Source organism: Streptomyces sp. NPDC023723 (assembly GCF_040639815.1).
GTDB lineage: Bacteria > Actinomycetota > Actinomycetes > Streptomycetales > Streptomycetaceae > Streptomyces.
On sequence record NZ_JBFAAP010000020.1, the window covers coordinates 109,287 to 127,099 of the forward strand.

Here is a 17,813-nt window from a genome sequence, read left to right on the forward strand (position 1 = left end):
ATGACCGACATGAGTGAGCCGACGACCGGGCTGCGCAGCGACCTCCCGGTCGGCAGTTCCCGCTGGGCCGTCCGGCGGGCCCAATGGCGCTCGCTGGGCATCACCGACGAGGAGATGGCCCGGCCCAAGATCGCCATCGTCAACTCCTCGTCCGACCTGGCCGCCTGCTTCGCCCACCTCGACGACATCGTGCCGGTGCTCAAGGAGGCCATCCGCCGGGCGGGCGGCCTGTCCTTCGAGATCCGCACCGCCGCCCCGTCCGACTTCGTCACCAGCGCCGGCGTCGGCGGCCGGTACATACTTCCCACCCGCGACCTCATCGTCAACGACATCGAAGTGGTCGTGGAGGGGGCCCTGCTCGACGGCATGGTGTGCCTCAGCTCCTGCGACAAGACCGCCCCCGCCCACATGATGGCGGGCGGCCGACTCGACCTGCCCACCCTGCTCGTCGCCTGCGGCTACCAGCGCAGCGCGCTGCACGAGGAGGGCGGCGCCGACATCGAGGACGTCTTCCTGCACGCCAGCAACACCGCGCTGGGCCGGACCTCCGCCGACGACCTGCTCGCCATGTCCGAGACCGCCATCCGCGGCCCCGGAGTGTGCGCGGGCATGGGCACCGCCAACACCATGCACATGGCCGCCGAGGTGCTCGGCATGACGCTGCCCGGCACCACCCCCACCCGTGCCAACGGCACCGTCATGTGGGACGCCGTACGGGCGGCCGGACAGCGCATCGTGGAGATGGTCCGCGAGCAGCGCACCGCCCGGTCGGTGCTCACCCCGGCCGCGATCCGCAACGCGGTCACCGTGATGCTCGCCGTGGGCGGCTCGATCAACTCCGTCAAGCACCTCCAGGCCGTCGCCGTCGAAGCCGGACTGGACATCGACGTGTGGCGCACCTACGAGGAACTGGCCGACCGGGTCCCCGTCATCACCGCGGTGCGGCCCAACGGCCCGCACCTCATCGAGCAGCTCGACGACGCCGGCGGCACCCGTGGCGTCCTCGCCGCCCTGGCACCGCTGCTGGACCTGGACACCGTCGGGGTCACCGGCCGCCCGCTCGGCGAACTCGTCGCCGGGACGCCGGCCCCCGACCCGGAGTTCATCCGCCCGCTCTCCGAGCCGTTCACCCGCCGGCCCTCGATCGTGATCCTGCGCGGCTCCCTGGCCGCCGAGGGATCCATCGTCAAGCTGCCGGCCGACGAGGAACGGCCCACCAGCTTCCGCGGCCCGGCCCGCTGCTACCCCTCCCGGGAGACGGCCATCGCGGGCCTCGCCGCCGGTGAGGTGCAGGCCGGCGACGTCGTCGTACTGCGCGGCATGGGCCTGCACGGCGGCCCCGGCATGGCCATGGCCTCGGCGTTCGTGTTCGCCCTCGACGGCGCCCAGCTCGGCGAGAAGGTCGCGGTCGTCACCGACGGCCAGCTCTCCGGACTGGTCAACAAGGGCATCGTGGTGGGCGAGGTCTCACCCGAGGCCGCCACCGGGGGCCCGCTCGGCCGGGTCCACGACGGCGATGTGATCAGCATCGACCTCGTCACCCGCACGGTCGACCTGGAGGTCGACCCGGACGTCCTGGCCGCCCGCGAGCCCGCCACCGCGGAGACCGTCCGCACCCCCGGCTGGCTGGCCGCCTACGACCGCACCGTCACCAGCCCCGCCTGCGGCGCCGTACTCGCCCGCGAGGGCTGCCCGGCCACCTGCGGGCAGACCACCGGAGGTGTCCGATGAAAGTGCTCGAAGCGACCCGGCCGAGCCAGGCCCCGGCCACCTCGCCGCCACGCCGCCGCACCCCGCGGCCGCGTGTCGCACCGCTGGTCGGCATCGTCATCGCCGCACTCGTCGCCGAGGCCGTCCCGCGCACCGGACTGATCGCGGACGGCGCGCTGCCCCCGCTCAGCTCGGTCCTCGCCGAACTCGGCCGGCAGACGGGCGACCCGGCGCTGTGGGAGGCGCTCGGCCGCACCGTCCGGACCTGGGCCGTCGGCCTGGCGATCGCCGTCGTCGCCGGCGTGGTGGCCGGCGTGGTCATCGCCCTGGTGCCGGTACTGCGCGCGATCACCGCGTCCACGGTGGAGTTCCTGCGCCCCATCCCCTCCGTGGCCCTCATCCCGGCCGTGATCCTGCTCTTCGGCACCGGCTTCGAGTCCGGCGTGGTGCTCATCGTCTACGCCGGTTTCTGGCAGGTGCTCGTGCAGGTGCTCTACGGCGTCCAGGACATCGACCCGGTGGCGAACGACACCGCCCGCTCCTACCGCTTCAGCGTCTGGGGCCGGGTGCGGCACGTCATCTGGCCGACCACCCTGCCCTTCGTGTTCACCGGCGTCCGGCTGGCCGCCTCGGTCGCCCTGGTACTGGCCATCACCGGCGAGCTGGTGATCGGCACCCCCGGTGTCGGCCAGCTCATCTCGGTGGCGCAGTCCAGCGGCGCGACGACCGAGATGTTCGCCCTGGTCCTGGTCACCGGTGTGCTCGGCGTCCTGGTCAACATCGGGTTCCGCTACGCGGAGCGGGCGGTGCTCGGCTGGCACCCCTCGGTGCGGCGATCGGCGGGTGCCCGATGAACATCGCGCGCCGTACCCTGTTCGCGCTCGGTCTGCCGGTGGTCCTGGTGGCCCTGTGGTGGGTCTCCACCGCCAACAGCACCAGCTACTACTTCCCGCCGCTGCCGGACATCCTCGACTGGTTCGGCCGGCTCTGGTTCTCCAGCCGGTTCGCCGACGACGTGGTGCCCAGCATGCTCCGGCTGCTCGCCGGGTTCGCGCTCTCCGCCGTGCTCGGCGTGGCCCTGGGCGTCGCCCTCGGCCTGACCGACGTACTGCGCCGCGGCGCCGAACCGGTCCTGGAGTTCCTGCGGGCCCTGCCCCCGACCGTGCTGGTGCCGGTCATCGCGCTCGTCGCGGGCATCGGCGACGGGGCGAAGATCCTGGTCATCGTCTCCGGCTGCGTATGGCCGGTGCTGCTGAACACCGTCGAGGGGGTACGCGCCGCCGACGACGTCATGGTCGACACCTGCCGCACCTACGGCATCACCCGCGGCGCCCGGCTGCGCCACATGGTGCTCCCCGCCGCCGCGCCGCAGATCGCGGCCGGGCTGCGGCAGTCCCTGTCGATCGGACTGATCCTGATGGTCATCGGCGAGATGTTCGCCGCCACCAACGGCCTCGGTTTCAGCATCGTGCAGTTCCAGCGCACCTTCGCGATCCCGCAGATGTGGAGCGGCATCATCCTGCTCGGCATCATCGGCTTCGTGCTCTCCGCGCTGTTCACCCTTGTCGAGAAGCGGGCCCTGGGCTGGTACCTGGGCCTGCGCGAGTCGCAGAAGAGGAACGGCTGATGGCAGACATGGTCACCGTCAAGGGCCTGAACAAGGTCTACGAGTCCGCCGGCCGCCGGGTGGAGGCGATAGGCGACATCACCTTCTCCGTGGCACAAGGCGAGTTCGCCTGCATCGTCGGCCCTTCCGGCGCGGGCAAGACGACACTGCTGAAGTGCCTGGCCGGACTGCTCACCCCCACGGCCAGCGAGGTGCTGCTCGACGGCACCCCCGTGACCGGGCCGCCACCCGGGATGGCCGTGGTGTTCCAGGAGTACGGCCGCAGCCTGTTCCCCTGGAAGACCGTGGCGCAGAACATCGACCTGCCGCTGCGGCAGAAGGGCCTGGCCCGCGCCGACCGCGACCGCCTGGTCACCGACGCCCTCACCGCCGTAGGACTCGCCGACTCCGGCCACTCCTACCCCTGGCAGCTCTCGGGCGGTATGCAGCAGCGCGTCGCCATCGCCCGGGCCATCGCCTACGAGCCGCAGGTGCTGCTCATGGACGAACCCTTCGCCGCCGTCGACGCGCAGACCCGCGCCGACCTCGAAGACCTGGTCCGGTCGCTGTGGCGCACCCTCGGCATCACCACCCTGTTCGTCACCCACGACATCGACGAGGCGGTCTACCTCGGCGAGCGCGTCCTGGTGCTGTCCGCCTCGCCCACCCGCGTCCTGGACGACGTGCCCGTGGGGCTGCCGGTCGACCGCGACCAGGTCACCAGCCGCTCGACGAGCGCCTTCGCCGACCTGCGCACCCGCGTGCACCGCGGCATCCAGGACGCCAAGGCCGGCCGCCGCACCTCCGGGGCCGCCGCATGACCGCCTTCACCGACGAGGGCGCCGGCAGCCCCGTACTCCTGTCGGCCTCGCTCGGCACCACCGCCGAGATGTGGGCACCCCAGCGCGAGCGGCTGCGCGGGCGGCGCCGGGTCGTCGCCTACGACCACCGCGGGCACGGCGGCTCCCCGACACCCCCCGGCCCCTGCCGGCTCACCGACCTAGTCGACGACGCCGTGGCGCTGCTCGACTCGCTGGACATCGCCTCCGCCGACGTGGTGGGCGTGAGCCTCGGCGGCACCGTCGGACTCGCCCTGGCCGCCGCCCACCCCGACCGGGTGCGCAGCCTCGTCACCGTCAACGCGCCCGTCTTCGCCGACGCCCCCGGCTTCTGGCGCGACCGGGCCGCCACGGTCCGCGAGCAGGGCATGCGGGCGGTGACCCCGGGCCTGCTGGGCCGCTGGTACGCCCCCGAGGTCGCGGACGCGCCGCCGCCCCTGGTGACCGACACCGTCGCCGGCGTCGCACACCTCGACTCCGAGGGCTACGCGGCGTGCTGCGAGGCCATCGCGGGAACCGACCTGCGCGACCGGCTGGCCGGCCTGCGGTGCCCCGTACTCGCGGTGAACGGAACCGCGGACGCCGTCGTCCCCGCCCACCACGCGGAGCTGATCGCGGCCTCCGTGCCCGGCGCCCGGCACACCACCCTGACCGGCGCCGGACACCTGCTGACCCAGGAGGTCCCGGACCGGTTCCACGCCCTGCTGACCGAACACTGGACCACCACCGGCGCCGACCGAAAGGCCACTCCGTGAACAGCTACGTCAGCGAACCCACCCGCCAGACACCGGTGTTCGGCGAATGGGAAGTGGTCGTCCTCGGCGGCGGCCCCTCCGGGCTGGCCGCGGCCACCGCCGCCGCCCGCGCCGGCCGCAGCACCCTGCTGGTGGAGAAGAGCGGCTACCTCGGCGGTGCCGGTACCGGCGGCGGACTGTCCACCTTCTGCGGCATGTACTCCAACGTGCACGGCGAACACGTCCTGACCGTCCGGGGACACGCCACCGAACTCCTGGAGCGCATCGACCGCCTCGGCGGACTGCGCGCCCCGCACCTGTCCTTCGCCGACCGCATCCAGGCCCAGGCGTACGACATCCCGGCCTACCGCAGCGCCGCCGACGAACACGTCCTGGCCGCCGGAGCCCAACTGCTGTACCACGCCTTCGCGGTGGGCGCGCTCACCGGCCCGACGGGCATCGAAGCGGTCGTCGTGGAGTCCAAGTCGGGCCGCGGCGTCCTGCGCGGCCAGGTCTTCATCGACTGCTCCGGCGACGGCGACCTCATGGCCTGGTCCGGCACCGGACACGAGAAGGCCGACCCGTACGGCGACATGCTCTACCCGTCCACCATGTTCCGTATCAACGCGGTGGACGACGAGCGGGCCGGGCCCGCGTGGAAGACGCTGCCCCGGCTGATGGACGAGGCGGTCGCCGCCGGCCGCCCCCGCTTCCCCCGCCGCGGCGCCATCGTGCGCCCCCAGCGCGACGCCATCGAGTGGCGGGCCAACGCGACCCAGCTGCGCAACCCGGACGGCAGCGCGGTCGACGGCACCGACGTCTGGCAGCTCACCCACGGCGAGGTGCAGGGCCGCGCGCAGGCCCAGGAGGTGTTCGGCTTCATCCGCGAGAACCTCCCCGGCTTCGACCGGTCCTACATCGTCGACATCGGCCCCGAGATCGGCATCCGCGAGACCCGCCGCCTGCTCGGCCGGTACGTGCTCACCGAGGACGACGTCCGCTCCTGCGCCCGCTTCGAGGACTCGATCGGCCTGAACGGCTGGCCGGTGGAGGCCCATGTCGACGGCGACCTCGACATCCGCTGGCCCTACGGCGACGACCCGGTGGGCTACAACCAGCTGCCCTACCGCATGCTCGTCCCCGCCGACGGCCCCGGGAACCTGCTGGTCGCCGGGCGCTGCGCGTCGATGACCCACGGCGGCCAGTCCGCCGCCCGGGTGGCCGGCCCGTGCTTCGCCATGGGACAGGCCGCCGGTACCGCCGCCCACCTGGCACTCAAGGACCGGGGCCCGGTCGCCGGCGTCGACCCCGCGCGACTGCGCGCCGAACTCGAAGGGGAGGGCGCATGTCTGACGCTGTGAGGCCCTCATGATGCTGAGCCCCGCCGACGAACGCATGCTCGCCGGTGAACAGGGCCCGGCGGTCGCGGCGGCCCTGGAACTCCTGGTGCGCTACGGCGACCTGATGGGCGCCGAACGCCTCATCGACACCGACAACGTGTGCGGGGCCAACCTCTTCGGCCCCCGGCACGCCAAGGTGCTGGGCACCACCGACCCGGCCGCGCTGTTCTCCCGGTTCTCGCTCGACCTCGACGAGAAGGTCGACGTGCCGCCGTTCCGCGCGCACAGCTGCCAGCTCATCGGGCCCCGGGACCGCGACCAGTGGGACCTCCAGGGCATCGCACCCACCGACGCCGCCGCGATGGACGACAGCGAGCGCTACCTCGCCGACCGGGGTGTCGATCTGCTGTCGACGTGCACTCCGTACCAGGTTGGCAACGTGCCCCGGTTCGGCGAGCACTGCGCGTGGATGGAGTCCTCCGCGGTGGTGTACATCAACTCCGTACTCGGCGCCCGCACCAACACCGAGGGCCGGGAGTCCTCGGCCGCCGCCATGCTGACCGGCCGGACCCCCTACTGCGGCTACCACCTGGACGGACACCGCCGAGCCACGCACCTGATCGACGTGCGGCACCCGGTCGTCACCACCGAGGACTGGAACATCCTCGGCTACTGGGTGGGGGAGCAGGTGCAGGAGGCCGTCCCGGTCCTCACCGGCCCGGGACTCGCGGACACCCCCGGGGTGCCGACGCCGGTGCAGCTCAAGCAGTTCGGGGCCGCCGCCGCCTCCTCCGGTGACGTGGAGATGTACCACCTCCCCGGCGTCACGCCGGAGGCCCGGACGGTGGCGGAGGCGCTGGGCGGACGGGAACCCGCGGCCGTCTCGGTCTTCGACGCGGACGCGCGCGCCGAGACGGTGGCCTCACTGTGCCGGACCGCGGCCGGCCGCGACGTCGACTTCGTGATGATCGGCTGCCCGCACGCCTCGCTGGAACAGGTCCGGGAGGTCGCCCGGCTGCTGGAGGGCCGTCGGATCGCGGACTCCACGGCCCTGTGGGTGTTCACCCCTCGCGCGCTGCGTACCGTGGCCGAACGCAGCGGATACGTCGCGGCCATCGAGCGGGCCGGCGGCCGCGTACTGTCCGACACCTGCCCGGCGATCGGCCAGTTCCTGCCGCCCGGCACCAAGGTGTTCGCCACCGACTCGGCGAAACAGGCCCACTACCTGCCCGCCATCACGGGCGTGCAGGGCTGGTTCGGCAGCGTGCGGACCTGTGTCACGGCCGCTCTGGAAGGACGGTGGCCCGATGCCTGAGCTGCTGCTGAAGGGCCGCGGAGTCGTCGCCGGACGGGCGAGCGGACCGGTACTGCTGTGCACCGCGCCGGTGTCGGGCTGGGGCGGTATCGACCCACGGACCGGCACCATCGTGGAGAGCCGCCACCCCCAGCACGGGCAGAGCGTGGCCGGCACCGTGCTGGTCCTGCCGGGGGCCAAGGGATCGTCCGGCTGGTCCGGGCAGTTCCACCTCGCCAAACTGCGGGGCACCGCGCCCCGCGCCATCGTGTTCACCAGAATGAACAGCAAGCTCGCACTCGGGCTCGTCGTACTGAACGTTCCGGCGGTGACCGGCCTGGAGACCGACGGGACGCTGCGCACCGGAGTCGTGGCAGAGGTCGACGGGACGGCCGGCACGGTGCTGATCCGAGAGGAAGACTGATCGAATGGACACTTCGCGCATCGACGGACAGGTGGTGCTGGTGACCGGCGCGGCCAGCGGCATCGGCCACGCCATCGCCCGCGCCTGTGTGGCCGAGGGAGTCACGGTGCACCTCGCGGACGTGTCGGACGCGGTCCACACGGAGGCCGGGAAACTGAGCGGGACGGGCAACGGGACCGTCGCCTCGCACGTGTGCGACGTGCGGGACCGGGACGCGGTCCGCGCCCTGGTGGACGATGTCGTCGCCGCTTCCGGCCGGCTCGACATCGCGTTCCTCAACGCGGGCGTCAACGGCGCCCCCTCCCTGCTCCAGCCCGGTGGCGCCATCGACGAGCTGTCCTTCGAGGAGTGGCGACGGGTCATGGAGGTGAACCTGGACGGGCTCTTCCACTGCCTCCAGCACTCCGCCCGGGTCATGAAGCGGCAGCGGTCGGGCAGCGTCGTCGTCACCGCCTCCACGGCGGGCCTGCGCGCCGAGCCCCGCGTCAGCTACCCCTACGTCGCCTCCAAGTCCGCCGTGGTCGGCCTGGTCCGCCAGGCCGCGCTGGAGCTCGCCCGCTTCGGCGTCCGCGTCAACGCCCTGGCGCCGGGGCCGGTGGTCACCAACATCGGCGGCACGGGCCCCCGGCCCGCGTCCAGCGTGGCCGCGTGGGAGGACTCCATCCCGATGCGGCGCTGGGGCCGGCCCGAGGACGTGGCGGGGATGGCCCTGCTGCTGGCTTCCGGCGCCGCGTCCTGGATGACCGGTGGCGTCCACGTCGTGGACGGCGGCGCGTCGGCACTCACTCAGATCGGGAGCGATGCCCTCCCAGCTCCCGACACCACCGCACCATGAGCGGTTGCGGCCCGGGCCGGGTGTCCGCACCGGGCCCGGACCGAAGCCCGGTCTTCGGTTCGGCGCGGGCGACGTTCTGCCCGAGGCAGGCGTGCACGCCGTAACCGAAGCCCATGCGGCGGGCCTTCTCGCGGTCGATGCCCGCAGTGCCGGGGCCCTGGAAGGCGCGCGGGCCGCGGCTGGCGGCGGGTGCGCCCCGCGCCGGCCGCCACCGCGTCAACGCGGCTGGTGTCCGCCCGCAGCGCTGGTGGCAGGTCGGGCGGGCGGGGCACGGGTCGCGGTCCCGCGTTCATGGCGTGCCGGTGATCTCCAGGACGCCGACCGTCCAGGTGAACCCGGCGCCGGCGCCGGCCAGTACGCATGTCTGGCCGGGCTTCAGGACGCCTTCGGAGACGAGGTGGGCCAGCCCGCCGAACTGGTCACCCGCACCTAGGTGGCCGACCTGTCTGCCCCACGACCAGGTGGTTCGCTGCGGGTCGATGCCGAACGGGTCGAAGAACTGCGCCCGCATCCGGGTGCGGCCCAGGTTCGGCAGCACGTACCAGTCGACGTCGCTGAGTTTCACCTCCGCCTGGGCGCAAGCCCGGTCGAACGCCTCCCGCTGCCCCGCCTCGATCCGCTGGAGCAGGGTTTCCAGGCCCAGGTCGTGCAGGAAGTCGCCGTTCAGCCGCAAGTCGATCGGCGATCCCTCGGCCAGCGGCGCGTCGCTGAACCCGTCACTCCGGCTGCCGCGCTCCAGTCCCGGGTCGGACACCGTGGCGAGGCCGCGGATCCGGGCGAATCCGGTGCGGGTGGACAGCACCACCGCGGCGGCGCCGTCGCCGAAGGGCGAACTGGGGTCGCTGCGCCACCGGTCGAAGCCGGGCAGGCAGAATCTGTCGGCCGTGGTGACCAACGCGGTCGACCGGTCATGTGCGATCAAGTAGCCTGCCGCGAGCTCCAGGGCCATCATGCCGCCGTTGGACATCTGACGGACCTCGACGGCCGGGCAGGCGCCGGCGCCGGAGAACCGCTGGATGTACGCCGCCGACGGCCAGACGTCGTGGCCCTGGTGGTACGCGCAGGCATGCAGCAGGAGGTGGACGTTCTCCGGTTCGGTGCCGGCCCGTTCGAGCGCGGAGCGTGCGGCCAGCACCGCCATTTCCGGCGCCGACTGCTCCGTCGAGACACAGACCGACTCGATGCCGGTGTTCCAGACTCGTGCCCGGTCCGCGAGACCGGCTCGGTCCGCCTCGTCGAGGGTCATGCGCTCGGGCAGCCATGAACTGGCGCCGGCGACGTAGAGTTCGCGGTTCATCGGCGTCTCCCACAGGTTGGCTCAGGGGCTCGCATCCGGCCAGCGTCACCGGGTCCGATGGGGGCCTGTTCGAGGCTCGGGCCATGCGCCGGCGCCATCGACCGGGACTCGACCGAGTGTTTAAGGGGCCCGGCGATGTTGGGGTTCCGGACGAGCGGAAAGGACGTGCCAACCAATGGCGACTTTTACTCAGGCGGACCTGGTGGGATATGTCCGGCGGGCGGCGGGCGAGGACGAAGAGGGAGCCCTGGACGGCGACATCGGCGAGACCACGTTCGTCAATCTCGGCTACGACTCCATCGCGATGGTGGAGGTGGTCGTCCTGGTCGAGCGGGAGCTCGGTATCAAGCTGCCGGGCGAAGGCACGGGCAAGGAGTCCACGCCGAAGGAATTCGTCGAATTGGTCAACGAGTTGTTGCCGGCGTCGGTCCAGCCGTAATTCCGGCCCACAGGCTCGGCAGTCGAGTAATGCGGTAAGTCCGGCGCCCGCGAACGACAGGAGACGCCCATGTACAACACGGAGCACAAGCAACGCTTCGACAACGAGGCACCGGCGGCGCCCGAGCAGCTGAGCCTGCTCGCCCAGATCCTCAACCGGGAGACGTTCAGCACCCTGGCCGAGGAGGTGGGTGTCGGTCATGGCTGGCGCTGCTGGGACGTGGGCACCGGGGACGGCTCGGTCGCCCGCTGGCTGGCCACCCGGGGAGGGCCGACCGGGCGGGTGGTGGCCAGTGACCTCAAGCCGCATCACGTGCCCGACCATCCACGGATCGAGGCGATCCGCCACGACCTCACCAGTGACCCCTGGCCGGAGCCGGGGTTCGACCTGATCCACGCCCGGCTGCTGTTGATGCACCTGGCCGACAGGGAGGCCCTCGCGGTGCGGCTGGCCGCACATCTGCGGCCGGGCGGCGCGCTGGTGATCGCGGACTGGTCCTGCCCCTGCTCGACCGAGAGCCTGGTCAAGTCACCGGTCGACGAGTACACGGCGCGCATCTTCACCGAGTACCACCACGGGGTGCACAGACTCGGCGAGCAGACGGGGATGGACCTGGCCTGGGCATCGCGTACTCCGGAGGTGCTGTCCGCCGCCGGCTACCGGGACATCACCGTGCGGGACTATCAGGCGTCGGGGCAGGGCGGAGCGCCGACCGCGACGCTCGCTCGGCTGCACACCTTCATGCTGGAGCCCTTCCTCCTGGGGCAGACCGGCCTGACCGAGGCCGACCTCGCTGTCATCCGGGAGACGCTTCTCGATCCGGATTTCGAGATGGACACCAACCACCTGTACACGACCGTCGTCCGGATGCCGCGGTGATTGACCGCACCACCTGGGCGGACGCGGCCTGTCGCGCCCGCGTGGAAGGCGGGCCGGCCGGTGCGCGGGAAGTCCGGCCGCGGGCGGTCCTCGTGTATTTGGTCGGAACTTCCCTTTGGTGAGACCCCCACACCGAAGCCTGAGTCGCCCGAATTACCCGAATAGGGTTGCTTGGGGAATCCGGACGGATTGAGAGGTTTGCATTATTGCTCGGTTCCCCGGGTTGGGGTAGCGTGCAGCATACAATTGGCGCGATCGGCATCGAGCACGGCGGAAACGGAGCGGCAATACCGTAGGCGAGCGTTCGGCGTGGTGTTTGGGGGCAGCGTGGAAGGTTCTGCGACTGTAAAATTAGCACAAAGACTTCGGCTAATCAAGTTAAACCGCCTGCGATCGCTACCGGCGCGAACTCGGTCGCTCGGCGGAGCACCCTCCATGGATGGTCTTGCGAGGATTACATCGTCGTAGGAATCGTCGTCCGCGGGGGAAGCAGATGGTTTCGAAGGGCTACGACGGTCAGCTACGGATAGTAGTGATCGACGACCATGCACTGCTGCGCGAAGTGCTGCGCGAGGCGCTCGAGGTGGAACCGGACATGGTCGTGGTCGGCGACGCCGCCAGCGGTGCGTCCGGCATCGTGCCGTGCCAGTCCGAACAACCCGACGTCGTCCTGCTGGACGCGGACATCCGCGGCGAGTCGGTCACCGAGACAGTGCACGCCATCCGGACCGTGTCGCCGATGGCCAGAGTCCTGATCATCAGCATGGTCGATGATCCGGTGCTGCTGCGCCAATTGCTCGACTGCGGCGTCCGCGGCTATCTCATCAAGTCGGTGAGCAGGACCGACGTGGTGTCCAGTATTCGCGCGGTGTGCGCCGACGACAGCCGTATCGTGCTGCACGTGTCCGCCGAGGCGCTGAGCCATATCGCCGCGGCGGCGAACTGCTCGGAGACGCTCACCAAGCGCGAGCTGGAAATACTGACCTTGGTGAGCAAGGCGATGAGCAATCGGCAGATCTCCCGGCGGCTGGCCATTGCCGAGGGCACGGTGAAACGCCATCTGGGCACCATCTTCAGCAAACTGGGTGCCCGCACGAGGCTGGACGCGGTCAGCAAGGCCATCGCCAGCGGCATCATTCGTCCCGCCGGATAAAACCCCTTCGGGTCCCGGTCGGACAAGACCCCATTGGGTCCGGCCGGCCATGACGGCCAATGAAAGGCCGGCCACTCGGGTAAGGCCGTTCTGCCTGCCGAAACCGACACATGACGACACCACGAAAAGGGGCTCACAAACCATGACAAACTTAAAAGGCAAGACCGCGCTCGTGACCGGCGGCCGGACCGGCATCGGCTTCGGCATCGCCACCGCGCTGGTCGAACGGGGCGCGAAGGTGGTGATCACCGCGCGCAGCGAGGACAAGCTGCGCGAGGCGGCGGCCGAACTCGGCGACGACCGGGTCCTCGCCGTCGCCGGTGACACCGCCGATCCCGAGCACCAGCGGACCGCGGTGGCGGCCGCGGTAGATCACTTCGGGTCGCTCGATCTGCTGGTGAACAACGTCGGCGGCGCGGTGCGGGCGGGTCGCCGGCTGGTCGAGACCGACTTGACGGCGTACCGGCGCACCATCGAGCTCAACCTGGTGTCCGCGTTGACCTGGGTCCAGGCGGCCTGGCGCGGCTGGCTCGGCGAGCACGGCGGCGCCGTCGTCAACATCTCCTCGATCGGCAGCAAGCTCGCTGTTCCCGACGGCAGCGCCTATGGGACGGCCAAGGCCGCACTCAACCATTTCACCCGGCAACTGGCTGTCGAACTCGCGCCCGCGGTCCGGGTGAACGGTGTCGCGTCCGGCACCGTGCTCACCGATCTCACCAAGGCGAACATCGAGGGCCGAGAGGAGAAGGTGATCGGCTCCATACCGCTGAAGCGGCTCGGTGCGCCCGCCGATGTCGGTGCCGCCGTCGCGTTCCTGCTCTCGAACGAAGCATCCTGGATCACCGGACACACCCTCGTCGTCGACGGCGGTCGGCTGCTGCACAGCCGGTAGCGTCCGGGCGGCCGGACCCGGTCCACGAATCCGGCCGCCGCGCCGCGACCGCGGAACCGTTCAGCCCCCGAACCCCGGAGCCGGCCGATCCGACCAGCGGGAGCGCCCGGCAAGGACCTCCTGGTGCAACTCCTTCAGCGCCTCGGACGGTTCGAGCCCGAGCTCGGTCGACAGCGTTTTGCGCAGGTCCTGATAGGCGAGCAGCGACTCGTACCGGCGGCCGATGCTGGCCAGCGCCTTGATGAGCTGCGCGTGGTACCACTCGTTGAGCGGATTGGTCAGCAGCATGGCCTTCAGCTCACCGACGAGCTCCCGGTGCCTGCCAAGCATCGCGTCGGCCTGGATCCGCAGTTCCAAGGTGTGCGCACGCTGCTCCTGGAGATGGACGACGTGCGCCTCGATGGCCGGGCCGGCCGTCACATCGGCGAGCGCCGATCCCGACCAGAGGTCGAGTGCCTGCCGCAGCAGTCGCGCCGCCGCGGCCGGATCACCGGCGGCGAGCGCGGTACGCCCCTGTCTGGCCAGCTGCAGAAAGGCTGTCAGGTCGAGCTGGTCCGGGTTCACCCGGAGTATGTAGCCGGTCCCGCAGGTGGCGAGAGTCTGCTCGACCATGTCGGCGGGCACCCACGGTTCGAACTGGCGCCGCAACTGGTAGATGTAGGTCTGCGCGGTGGGGACGGCGCTCTTCGGCGGCTTGTCACCCCACAGTTCGTCGATGATCGCGTCGAGCGTCACGATGCTGTTCGTGCACAGGAGGAGCTGCCCCAGCACCCGCCGCACCATCGGCGCGGTCGGCGTGCACTCACCGAGATCGTTGGTGACGCTGAGACGGCCGAGTACCTGGAATCGCAACACGAGTGAATCCCTCCACCTGATGATCGTTGGACCGGGGCCTCGATCCAGACTCTGCCGGTCCCTTTGCCCGGCTTGCAACGCTGCGGGGCGAAGGTCCAGCCCCGGTGACCATGTCGGAGCGCCTCAACTACAACTTTCGTCTCACCGCCCGTGGACGAAGAAGGCGTCTCCGGCCGGGCCGGCCCGTTCCCGCAAGCAGAGTGAGGACCCGCTGCCATGTCGAAGAACTTGCCCGTACCGAGTGGTTACGACGACGTCGCGGTGGTCGGTCTGTCGTGCCGCTTCCCGAGCGCGAACTCGCCCGAGGAGTACTGGAATCTGCTCGCGGCCGGTCAGGAGGCCGTCGGCGAGGTTCCCGCCGACCGTGCCGCGCACGTCGGCCCGGGGACCGCCCGGGCCGGGCTGATCGACGGGGTCGGGGACTTCGACGCGGGCTTCTTCGGCATCTCGCCACGCGAGGCCGCGGCGATGGATCCGCGGCAGCGGCTGGTGCTGGAACTGGCCTGGGAAGCCCTCGAACGCGCGGGAATCGAACCGTCGGCGGTGCGCGGCGACCGGGTGGGGATCTTCGTCGGCGCGATGGGGGACGACTACGCCACGCTGGTGCACGACCAAGGTGCGGCAGCGGTCGACAGTTTCACCCTGTCCGCGCTCCAGCGCGGCATCCTCGCGAACCGGATCTCGTTCTTCCTGGGGCTGACCGGCCCGAGCGTGGTGGTGGACTCGGCACAGTCCTCGGCTCTGGTCGCCGTGCACCAGGCGTACGAGAGCGTACGCCGCGGTGACTCCGCCTGGGCGTTGGCGGGTGGCGTGAACCTGATCCTTTCGCCGGAGTCGACGGCGACCGCGAGCGAGTTCGGTGCCTTGTCACCGGACGGCCGGTGCTACACGTTCGACGCACGGGCCAACGGGTACGTGCGCGGCGAGGGCGCCGGCATGGTGGTCCTGATGCGGCTGGCGGACGCCAGAGCCCACGGCCACGACGTGCTGTGCGTGATCCGCGGCGGCGCCGTGAACAACGACGGCGGAGGCGGACAGCTGACCCGGCCGAGCCGGTCGGGGCAGGAGCAGGTACTGCGGCTGGCCCTGTCCGACGCCGGACTGGATGCCGGCGCGGTGGGATACGTGGAGCTGCACGGCACCGGCACCCCGGTGGGGGACCGGGCCGAGTCGGCGGCGCTGGGCGCGGTCTTCGCCGACCGGGACCGGCCGCTCCTGGTGGGGTCGGCGAAGACCAACCTGGGGCACATGGAGGGGGCGGCGGGGGTCGCCGGTTTCATCAAGGCGGCGCTGGCGGTGCAGCGCGGTCAGGTGCCCGCGAGTGTGCACTTCGCCGCCCCGCCGCAGGACATTCCGCTGACCGAGCTGGGTATCGAGGTCGTCACCGAGCTGCGCGAGTGGCCGGACGACGGGCCGCGGGTGGCCGGTGTGTCGTCGTTCGGGATGGGCGGGACGAACTGCCATCTGCTGCTCGCGCAGGCCCCGGACCCGCGACCGGCCGGGCAAGGCCGCCCCGAGCACACGGGCGCGATCCCCTGGCAGGTGTCCGGCCGCACCGCGGCGGCACTGCGCGCCCAGGCCGGCCGGCTGGCCGGTCAGGTCGCCGCGGGGGACCACCAGGAGGTGCTCGACATCGGGTTCTCACTGGCCACCACCCGCGCCACGTTCGCGCACCGCGCCGTCGTGATCGGCGCCGATGCGGCCGAACTGCTCGTCGGCCTGACCGCGCTCGCGGCGAACCGGCCCGCGTCGAACGTCGTGTCCGGTGCGGTCGCGGAGGGCGGCACGGCGTTCATGTTCACCGGGCAGGGCGCGCAGCGAACGGGCATGGGCCGGCAGCTGTACGCCGAGTTCCCGGTGTTCGCCGCGGCTCTCGACGCGGTGCTCACGGAGCTGGACCCGTTGCTGGGCGGCGGGCTGCGGGAGATCATGTGGTCCGACGCCGACCTGCTCGGCCGGACCCGGTACACGCAGGCGTCGTTGTTCGCCCTGGAGACCGCGCTGTTCCGGCTGGTCGAGTCGTTCGGAGTACGTCCGGATCACCTGATCGGCCATTCGATCGGAGAGGTCACCGCGGCGCACGTCGCGGGGGTGCTGTCACTGCCGGACGCCTGCACGCTCGTCGCGGCCCGCGGACGGCTGATGCAGGCCGCGCCGTCCGGTGGGGCGATGGTGGCGGTCAACGCGGCCGAGGACGATGTGCGGGCGCTGCTCCCCGACTCCGGAGTGAGCATCGCCGCCGTCAACGGCCCCGGCTCGGTCGTGATCTCCGGCGACACGGACAAGGTGCTCGCACTGGCGGAGTCCTTCCGTACCAGGGGAGTCAAGGCCAAGCGGCTGAACGTCAGCCATGCCTTCCACTCCCACCACCTCGACCCGGTCCTGGACGAGTTCGCCGACGCCGTCGCCGGTCTGGAGTTCCACGCCCCTCGGATCCCGATCGTCTCGAACCTCACCGGACACCTCGCCGACCCGGACGAGCTGACCGACCCCCGCTACTGGAGCCGCCACATACGTGGCGCCGTCCGCTTCGCCGACGGCATCCGCACCCTGCGCGACGCGGGTGTCTCCCGCTACCTCGAACTCGGCCCCGACCCCGTACTCGCCGGCCTGGCCCGGGAGACCCTCGCCGACAGCACCTCGACGGCGGTGTCCACGCTGCGGACCGGGCAGGCCGAGGCCCGTACGCTGCTGAGGGCACTCGCGACCATGCATGTCACGGGGGCGACCGTGGACTGGTCGCCGTTGCTGAACGGTGGCCGCAGAACCGCGTTGCCCACCTACGCCTTTCAGCGCCGCCGGCACTGGACCGGTGAGACACGCGCGGCCGGACACACCGCGAAACCGGCACCCGCCCACGACCGTGCCGGCGTGCTCGACCTGGTGCGCAGGCATCTCGGAGCGGTCCTGGGGCACGACGCGGTCGGCATCACCACGTCGTTCAAGGACCTCGGGCTGACCTCCTTGACCGCGGTCGAGCTGACCGACGGGCTCTCCCGCGAACTGGGACTGGTCCTGTCCGGATCGCTGGTGTTCGACCACCCCACGCCCGATCGGCTCGCGACGCACCTGCACGCGGAGCTCACGGGACGCGGCGCCGCGGTGAGCATCCGGACACCCGTCGACCGGTACGCCGACGAGCCGGTCGCGATCGTCGGCATGGGCTGCCGGTTCCCCGGCGGTGTCCGGTCACCGGGTGATCTGTGGGACCTGACCTGGTCGGGGCGGGACGCGATAACGGAACTGCCGCGAGACCGGGGCTGGGATCTGGGCAACCTGTTCGACGCCGACCCGTCGGCCTCCGGCCGGACATACGCCCGGCACGGAGGATTCCTTGATGATGTGGCGGGTTTTGATGCGGGGTTTTTCGGGATTTCGCCGCGGGAGGCGTTGGCGATGGATCCGCAGCAGCGGTTGTTGCTGGAGACGGTGTGGGAGTCGTTGGAGGATGCGGGGATTGAGCCGGGTTTGTTGCGGGGGAGTGATACGGGGGTTTTTGTCGGGGCGATGGCTGGT

General features: G+C 71.3%; 16 protein-coding genes. 14 read left to right on the forward strand and 2 right to left on the reverse strand.

Annotation, left to right across the window (positions count from 1 at the left end; translation table 11 throughout):
- Nucleotides 1-9 precede the first annotated feature (9 nt).
- From AB0G32_RS21765 to AB0G32_RS21805, 9 genes are read left to right on the forward strand one after another with little or no spacing between them, the layout of a single operon-like run.
- Nucleotides 10-1,731 (forward strand): dihydroxy-acid dehydratase, encoded by a 1,722-nt coding sequence (locus AB0G32_RS21765; protein WP_361165502.1) that lies wholly within the window; start codon nt 10-12, stop codon nt 1,729-1,731.
- Nucleotides 1,728-2,564, forward strand: coding sequence for an ABC transporter permease (locus AB0G32_RS21770; protein ID WP_361165505.1), 837 nt, complete (start codon nt 1,728-1,730; stop codon nt 2,562-2,564). The genes AB0G32_RS21765 and AB0G32_RS21770 overlap by 4 nt, the downstream gene beginning before the upstream one ends.
- Entirely contained in the window at nt 2,561-3,337 is a 777-nt protein-coding gene (locus tag AB0G32_RS21775; protein ID WP_361165508.1) for an ABC transporter permease, read from the forward strand. Before AB0G32_RS21770 ends, AB0G32_RS21775 begins: the two co-directional genes overlap by 4 nt.
- A complete protein-coding gene (locus AB0G32_RS21780; protein ID WP_361165511.1) occupies nt 3,337-4,137 on the forward strand; it encodes an ABC transporter ATP-binding protein in 801 nt (266 codons plus the stop codon). Before AB0G32_RS21775 ends, AB0G32_RS21780 begins: the two co-directional genes overlap by 1 nt.
- Nucleotides 4,134-4,910 carry an alpha/beta fold hydrolase gene (locus tag AB0G32_RS21785; protein WP_361165514.1) on the forward strand — a complete coding sequence of 259 codons (777 nt, stop codon included), beginning with the start codon at nt 4,134-4,136 and terminating at the stop codon, nt 4,908-4,910. Before AB0G32_RS21780 ends, AB0G32_RS21785 begins: the two co-directional genes overlap by 4 nt.
- Nucleotides 4,907-6,250 (forward strand): FAD-dependent oxidoreductase, encoded by a 1,344-nt coding sequence (locus AB0G32_RS21790; RefSeq protein WP_361165517.1) that lies wholly within the window; start codon nt 4,907-4,909, stop codon nt 6,248-6,250. The genes AB0G32_RS21785 and AB0G32_RS21790 overlap by 4 nt, the downstream gene beginning before the upstream one ends.
- 7 nt (nt 6,251-6,257) lie before the next feature.
- Nucleotides 6,258-7,544 (forward strand): aconitase X catalytic domain-containing protein, encoded by a 1,287-nt coding sequence (locus AB0G32_RS21795; protein WP_361165520.1) that lies wholly within the window; start codon nt 6,258-6,260, stop codon nt 7,542-7,544.
- A complete protein-coding gene (locus AB0G32_RS21800; RefSeq protein WP_361165522.1) occupies nt 7,537-7,947 on the forward strand; it encodes a DUF126 domain-containing protein in 411 nt (136 codons plus the stop codon). Before AB0G32_RS21795 ends, AB0G32_RS21800 begins: the two co-directional genes overlap by 8 nt.
- Before the next feature lie 4 nt (nt 7,948-7,951).
- Entirely contained in the window at nt 7,952-8,782 is an 831-nt protein-coding gene (locus AB0G32_RS21805; RefSeq protein WP_361165525.1) for an SDR family NAD(P)-dependent oxidoreductase, read from the forward strand.
- A gap of 289 nt (nt 8,783-9,071) precedes the next feature.
- Here AB0G32_RS21805 and AB0G32_RS21810 read toward each other — a convergent pair whose 3' ends face one another.
- Nucleotides 9,072-10,079 carry a ketoacyl-ACP synthase III family protein gene (locus tag AB0G32_RS21810; protein WP_361165528.1) on the reverse strand — a complete coding sequence of 336 codons (1,008 nt, stop codon included), beginning with the start codon at nt 10,077-10,079 and terminating at the stop codon, nt 9,072-9,074.
- A gap of 175 nt (nt 10,080-10,254) precedes the next feature.
- Between AB0G32_RS21810 and AB0G32_RS21815 the strand changes: the two genes are divergently transcribed.
- From AB0G32_RS21815 to AB0G32_RS21830, 4 genes are all read left to right on the forward strand, one after another.
- The gene (locus AB0G32_RS21815; RefSeq protein WP_361165531.1) at nt 10,255-10,518 is read left to right on the forward strand and encodes a phosphopantetheine-binding protein; all 264 of its coding nucleotides are present in this window, start codon (nt 10,255-10,257) and stop codon (nt 10,516-10,518) included.
- A 69-nt stretch (nt 10,519-10,587) separates the two neighbouring features.
- Nucleotides 10,588-11,397 carry a methyltransferase domain-containing protein gene (locus tag AB0G32_RS21820; RefSeq protein ID WP_361165534.1) on the forward strand — a complete coding sequence of 270 codons (810 nt, stop codon included), beginning with the start codon at nt 10,588-10,590 and terminating at the stop codon, nt 11,395-11,397.
- 532 nt (nt 11,398-11,929) lie between these two features.
- Nucleotides 11,930-12,550, forward strand: coding sequence for a response regulator transcription factor (locus AB0G32_RS21825; protein ID WP_361165537.1), 621 nt, complete (start codon nt 11,930-11,932; stop codon nt 12,548-12,550).
- A gap of 142 nt (nt 12,551-12,692) precedes the next feature.
- Complete coding sequence (locus tag AB0G32_RS21830) at nt 12,693-13,442, forward strand: SDR family oxidoreductase (RefSeq protein ID WP_361165540.1); 750 nt, start codon at nt 12,693-12,695, stop codon at nt 13,440-13,442.
- Nucleotides 13,443-13,502: 60 nt separating this feature from the next.
- Here AB0G32_RS21830 and AB0G32_RS21835 read toward each other — a convergent pair whose 3' ends face one another.
- The gene (locus AB0G32_RS21835; RefSeq protein ID WP_361165543.1) at nt 13,503-14,297 is read right to left on the reverse strand and encodes an AfsR/SARP family transcriptional regulator; all 795 of its coding nucleotides are present in this window, start codon (nt 14,295-14,297) and stop codon (nt 13,503-13,505) included.
- A 216-nt stretch (nt 14,298-14,513) separates the two neighbouring features.
- Between AB0G32_RS21835 and AB0G32_RS21840 the strand changes: the two genes are divergently transcribed.
- Nucleotides 14,514-17,813: beta-ketoacyl synthase N-terminal-like domain-containing protein (locus tag AB0G32_RS21840; protein WP_361165546.1), on the forward strand; the 3,300-nt coding region annotated here is incomplete at its 3' end.

What these genes read in the sequence shown, in the direction of transcription:
- AB0G32_RS21805 (WP_361165525.1), top strand. Translation starts at nt 7,952, where the DNA reads ATGGACACTTCGCGCATCGACGGACAGGTGGTGCTGGTGACCGGCGCG.
- AB0G32_RS21785 (WP_361165514.1), top strand. Translation starts at nt 4,134, where the DNA reads ATGACCGCCTTCACCGACGAGGGCGCCGGCAGCCCCGTACTCCTGTCG.
- AB0G32_RS21775 (WP_361165508.1), top strand. Translation starts at nt 2,561, where the DNA reads ATGAACATCGCGCGCCGTACCCTGTTCGCGCTCGGTCTGCCGGTGGTC.
- AB0G32_RS21770 (WP_361165505.1), top strand. Translation starts at nt 1,728, where the DNA reads ATGAAAGTGCTCGAAGCGACCCGGCCGAGCCAGGCCCCGGCCACCTCG.
- AB0G32_RS21765 (WP_361165502.1), top strand. Translation starts at nt 10, where the DNA reads ATGAGTGAGCCGACGACCGGGCTGCGCAGCGACCTCCCGGTCGGCAGT.
- AB0G32_RS21780 (WP_361165511.1), top strand. Translation starts at nt 3,337, where the DNA reads ATGGCAGACATGGTCACCGTCAAGGGCCTGAACAAGGTCTACGAGTCC.
- AB0G32_RS21830 (WP_361165540.1), top strand. Translation starts at nt 12,693, where the DNA reads ATGACAAACTTAAAAGGCAAGACCGCGCTCGTGACCGGCGGCCGGACC.
- AB0G32_RS21815 (WP_361165531.1), top strand. Translation starts at nt 10,255, where the DNA reads ATGGCGACTTTTACTCAGGCGGACCTGGTGGGATATGTCCGGCGGGCG.
- AB0G32_RS21800 (WP_361165522.1), top strand. Translation starts at nt 7,537, where the DNA reads ATGCCTGAGCTGCTGCTGAAGGGCCGCGGAGTCGTCGCCGGACGGGCG.
- AB0G32_RS21820 (WP_361165534.1), top strand. Translation starts at nt 10,588, where the DNA reads ATGTACAACACGGAGCACAAGCAACGCTTCGACAACGAGGCACCGGCG.
- AB0G32_RS21795 (WP_361165520.1), top strand. Translation starts at nt 6,258, where the DNA reads ATGATGCTGAGCCCCGCCGACGAACGCATGCTCGCCGGTGAACAGGGC.
- AB0G32_RS21810 (WP_361165528.1), bottom strand. Translation starts at nt 10,079, where the DNA reads ATGAACCGCGAACTCTACGTCGCCGGCGCCAGTTCATGGCTGCCCGAG.